Source organism: Pseudomonas sp. SST3 (genome assembly GCF_003325755.1).
This window is the reverse complement of record NZ_QORI02000079.1, coordinates 1-5,295: the sequence shown is the minus strand read 5'-3', so window position 1 is coordinate 5,295 and position 5,295 is coordinate 1. Positions and strand designations below refer to the sequence as shown.

3 protein-coding genes and 2 pseudogenes are annotated in these 5,295 nt (G+C 60.5%); all 5 read left to right on the top strand.

Annotated features, from left to right (window positions below):
* Positions 1-278 (top strand): annotated as a pseudogene (locus DQ405_RS23775) (energy transducer TonB family protein); the annotation flags it as partial.
* A 24-nt stretch (positions 279-302) separates the two neighbouring features.
* Positions 303-2,590 (top strand): annotated as a pseudogene (locus DQ405_RS23770) (TonB-dependent receptor).
* 25 nt (positions 2,591-2,615) lie between these two features.
* Complete coding sequence (locus DQ405_RS23765; protein ID WP_003190096.1) at positions 2,616-3,263, top strand: MotA/TolQ/ExbB proton channel family protein; 648 nt, start codon at positions 2,616-2,618, stop codon at positions 3,261-3,263.
* Between the two features lie 56 nt (positions 3,264-3,319).
* Positions 3,320-4,537 (top strand): phospholipase D-like domain-containing protein, encoded by a 1,218-nt coding sequence (locus DQ405_RS23760; protein WP_014717770.1) that lies wholly within the window; start codon positions 3,320-3,322, stop codon positions 4,535-4,537.
* Between the two features lie 96 nt (positions 4,538-4,633).
* Positions 4,634-5,295, top strand: a 662-nt coding sequence (locus DQ405_RS23755) for a M20/M25/M40 family metallo-hydrolase (RefSeq protein WP_168426321.1), incomplete at its 3' end; no start/stop codon positions are given.

Here is a 5,295-nt window from a genome sequence, read left to right as displayed (position 1 = left end):
TGCGCAACGAACTGGACACCTACAAGCAGTACCCCACCGGGCGCCAGGCGTCCCTCCGAAACGCCCGAGCGGCGAGGTGGTGGTGTGGTTGCTGGTAGACCGTCAAGGCCGTGTCCTCGACTCGGGTTTACAAACCCAGGCCTCGAGCATGCTGCTCAACCGGGCCGCCACCAATAGCTTGCGTCGCATCAAGCAAGTCAAAACCGTTCCCCGAGCAAGCCTTCGGGGGGCGCAATGAGCAGCGCTTCACCGCCACCTTCAACTACAGCGTGCAATAAGCACCCGACACCAGGACGACAGTGATGAAGTTCACCCGTATTCATCTGGCACTAGTGGCCGCGACCAGCATGACCCAGGGAATGGTCATGGCAGAGACCAGCGACAGTGACGTCGCACCATTGGGGTACAAGGCAAGGCGACCGCAGGAGGCGGTTACATGGTGCCGGAGGAAAGCATCAAGGGCCGCTCCACGGTAACCAAGGAAGCACTGGATAAACAGGCGGCCACCGGCAATGCCATCGACAAGCTCAAGTACACCCCGGGCTTGAACATCTCCAGTGAAGACAACACTGGCCTGTCGGGCTTTCGCTTCACCATGCGCGGCATGAACTCCGACCAGGTGGGCATGTCGGTGGACGGCATGCCGATCAATGATTCGGGCAACTACGCGCTGTATTCCAACCTGCTGGGCGATCCGGAAAAACATCGACCAGATCTTCGTCACCCAGGGCGCTGCGGAATCCGACGGCCCGCACATTGGTTCCAGCGGCGGCAACATTGGCATCGTCACGATTCGCCCGACCAAGGAAACCGGTGCCTTCGTCAAACAGGTCGTCGGCAGCAACGCCACGCGCAAGACTTTTGCCCGCCTCAACACCGGCGAAATCAACGGCCTGAGCAACTGGCTGTCGGTGTCCCACACAGAAGGTGAAATGTGGCGCGGCTCGGGCGCGGTACGCGCGGACAAGGTGGAGTGGAACAGTTTTTTCGACGCCGGCAATGGCAACACCGCCAACCTGATCCTCAAATACCACGAGCAGGACAACAACAGTTACAGCCAGTTGACCAAGGCGCAGTTCCAGCAATATGGCCGCAAGTACGACCCTTACCCTGCCACCCCCAGCGTGGGCAGCAACGGCAAATACAACAGCTATTACGCCCTGGCGCAGAACCCGTTCCAGACCTTCACCGCCGTGCTCAACACCCAGTTCAAACTGGCCGATAACCTCGCGCTGTCCGTGATCCCGTATTACTACTGGGGCAATGGCAGCGGCGTCGGTTCATCCAGCTATGCCCTCAACCGTGGCTCCAATCAGGGCGGTGTGTTCGACCTCGGCAACCTGCCCACGGCCGCCCAATACAACGCCGACGGCACACCCAACAGCGGCGTGTACTACCGCCCTTCACGCACGCAAACCTGGCGTCCGGGTATCACCACCAAGCTGACCTGGGACTTTGGCGACCACAGCCTGCAATTCGGCTACTGGTACTGAGCGCGCACGCCAGAGTMAAACCCAGCCGTTCATTCCGCTCAAGAGCAACGGCAAGCCAGTGGACACCTGGCCGGACTCCAACAGCGCCATCGTCGATGCCAACGGCAACACCGTGCAGGGCCGCGACCGTTTCACCGTGACGCCAGCGCAAAAGGTCTGGGCCCAGGACACCTGGTACATCAACCCGGACTGGACCTTCATCGCAGGCCTGGCCTACATGAACGTCGAGCGTGAAGGCACCAACCACGGCAGCCTCAACGAACGCCCGGAAAAACGTAACCAGACCTACAACAAACTGCTGCCCAACGCCGGCCTGAAATACCAGCTGGACGAGCGTGACCAGTTGTTCTACAGCGTGTCGCGCAACATGCGCGTGCCGCAGAACTACGTGCTCTACGACAAAGGCGCCGGCTCGATCGACGCCGAGCCGGAAAACCAGCTGGAACCATGAACTGGGCTGGCGCTACAGCGGCGACGACATGAGCCTGGCCGCCACCCTGTTCTACATGGACTTCAAGAACCGCCAGGTGTCGTCCCGGGACATCAACGGCGACTTTGCCGACATCAACGCCGGCTCCGTGGTCAACAAAGGCCTGGAGCTGGAGTGGAGCGGCCAGTTGCCCCACCACTTCAATTACTACACCTCCTACACCTACACCAAGGCCGAGCAGCAGGATGACCTGACCGTCTACAACGCCGGCAAACCCATCGTGCTGCCCACCAGTGGCAAGCAGTTCGCCAACGTGCCCAAGAACATGCTGGCGGCCAACATCGGTTATGACGACGGGCGCTTCTACGGCACCTTCGGCGGCAAGTACACCAGCAAGCTCTACGGCGACCTGACCAACGACGAGGCGATTTCCGGTCGCACCGTGTTCAACCTCGGCGCCGGTATTTACCTGCCGGTGGACAAGAAGGTGGTCAAGGACGCGACCCTGCGCCTGAACGTCGACAACCTGTTCGACAAGAAATACCTGGACGGCGTGTACACCACCAAGACCAACGCGGCCAGCTACAGCGGCTTCCGCGATGGCGACCCGGCGTACATCGTCGGCCTGGACCGTACCGTCACCGTTTCGCTGGAAGCGAATTTCTAAGACTCACCCCAAGAGGAACACCATCATGGATATGAACCTGCTCCACGACGTCACCTTCTATGTGATGTACGCGGCGATGGCCATTGCGATCTTCATCGCCATCGAACGCGGTATCTACTTCGCCTACGTACGCCGCCAGGCACGCGCATTGATCGACGCCCTGGGCGCCAATGTGCACAGCGAGCGTGACCTGCCGGAGAACCTGACCCGTCGCGACAGCCTGCCGCTGAACATGATCTTGCCGGTGCTGGCCCAGAAGGCAACCCACGGTTCGCGCAAAGACCTGGACGACGAAATCGATACCCAGTACCTGAAGACGCGCGCCCCACTGGCCCGCAGCCTGTGGATCATCGAGACCATCACCACCGCCGCCCCGCTGCTGGGCCTGCTGGGCACCATTCTCGGCATCATCGACACCTTCAAGGCACTGGCCACCGCGGGCGTGTCGGACCCAGGGCAGATTTCCGGGGGTATCGGGACGGCGTTGTTCGCCACGGGATTAGGTATCGCCATCGCACTGTTTTGCGTGGTGTTTCACAACTTCTTCCAAGACAGCCTGGAGCGCATCAACGACCAGTTGAAGATCCTGTTGATCCGCGCCGCCACCGGTGCCCGCGCACAGGATGAAGTGCCCCATCGCGTGCCCACCCCGCTGCACAGCCGCACGGCTTGACCTACAGGGCGGGCGCCTTGGGCGCTCGCCTTTTCCTTCGGTGCGATGAGACGCTTATGTCCCTTTCGATGAAGTTGCGTATCGCCGGCCTGACCGGCTTGCTCCTCAGTCCGCTGGCCCAGGCGGACTTTTCCATTCCAGGCTTTGAACTGGTGCATACCGTACCCGTGGACACCGCCCTGGGCACCGACGATCTGCGCCAGCCCGGCCCGGTATGGATCGAGCTGTTCGACGGCGCCAAAAGCCGCATTGATATCGGCCAATTCTATGCCGCGGACCACCCTGGTTCGGTGATGAATACGGTGCTTGAACACCTGGAAGCCGCCGGCAAACGCGGCGTGAAGATTCGTTTCCTGCTCGAAGAAAAAGGCATCAAGCTGTCGGATGCCGCCACCCTGGAACGCTTGCGCGCCATTCCCAACCTGACCTTGCGCGTGCTGCCCTACGGGCAACTGAGCGGCGGCATCATCCACGCCAAGTACCTGCTGGTGGATGGCAAGCAGGCGTTTGTCGGCAGTCAGAATTTCGACTGGCGCGCCCTGGAGCATATCCACGAAACCGGGCTGCGCATCACTGACGAAACGGTGGTGGGCCAGGTGCAGGCGATCTTCGAGCAAGACTGGCAAGCCCAGGCCGCGCTGGCGGGTAAACAACCGGTGCCGCTACCCGCCAGTGGCCCGGCACCCGCACGTACCGGCAACTACCTGGTGGCCAGCCCGCAACGCTACAACCCGCCCGGCGTGGGCGACTCACAGTTGGAACTGCCGCGCCTGCTGGGCGAAGCCAAAAAAGAAGTACGCGTGCAATTGCTCGACTACGCGCCGCTGTCCTACGGACCGGATCGAACCCGGCCGTACTACGCGGTGATCGACAACGCCGTGCGCGCTGCTGCTGCCCGTGGCGTGTTGATCAAGCTGATGGTATCCAACTGGAACACCGACCCGCTGGAACTGCCTTATCTCAAGAGCCTGGCGGTACTGCCCAATGTCGAGATCAAGATCGTCACCCTGCCCGAAGCCAAGCAAGGCTTCATCCCTTATGCGCGGGTGATCCACAGCAAAACCATGGAGATCGACGGCCAAGTGGCGTGGGTCGGCACCAGCAATTGGTTGGGCGGCTACCTGGATAATTCGCGCAATCTGGAAGTGGTGATGCGCAGTGAGGCGATGGCCAAGCGCGTAGGCCAATTGCATGAACAACTGTGGGATGGGCCTTACGCTAGAGCCTTGAGCGTGACGGAGGAGTATCCCGCGGCCCATCCTGGCCAGCATTGACCTTGGGCAACCTGAGTAATGGTAGTGTGTGGAAATGTTTCTGACTCTTCCGTCAGAAACCTCCTACTCACTACCTGCAAAGGAATGCCTTTAACCATGCACTTTCCACTGAAAAAACTGGTGGCTGCCACCTTGTTCGCCGCGAGCCTGTCGGCAGTTGCCACTCCCGCATCCGCAAACATCACCGCAGACCAAAGCGCAGCCATCCTGAAGCATTTCAGCGAGAACTCGGCCACCGATTTTCGCAGTTTCCTCGGCACCCTGGCCAAGAGCGAACTGGGCAAATCGGCTGACACCGGCCCTGCTATCAGCGCGTTTCTGGGCAACAAAACCCTGAGCGCCGAGCAGCAGAACGAGATCAATCGCCTGCTGGGCATTTATACCCGCGTGAAGTACGGCAAAGCCGCGCTCGAAACCCTGCGCGAACTCGTGGAAATCCCCACGTTCAACGTGGACGGCCTGCCACAGTATAAAAACCCGGAATTCCTCAAGATCGCGGCGAAGATCGAGGCCTTGGCCAAGTCCTTCAACCTGAACTTCCGTAACGTCGATAATCGCGTGTACGAAATTTCCCTGGAGGGCAGCGGTGATGACGTCGTGGGTGTGCATGCCCATGCCGATGTGGTGCCCGTGACTCCGGAAAACTGGGTGCTGCAAGACGGTACCAAACTCGACCCGTTCAAGGTCACGCTGATTGGCGACCGCATGTATGGCCGCGGTACCGAGGATGACAAGAACGGCATCGTGGTGACGATGTA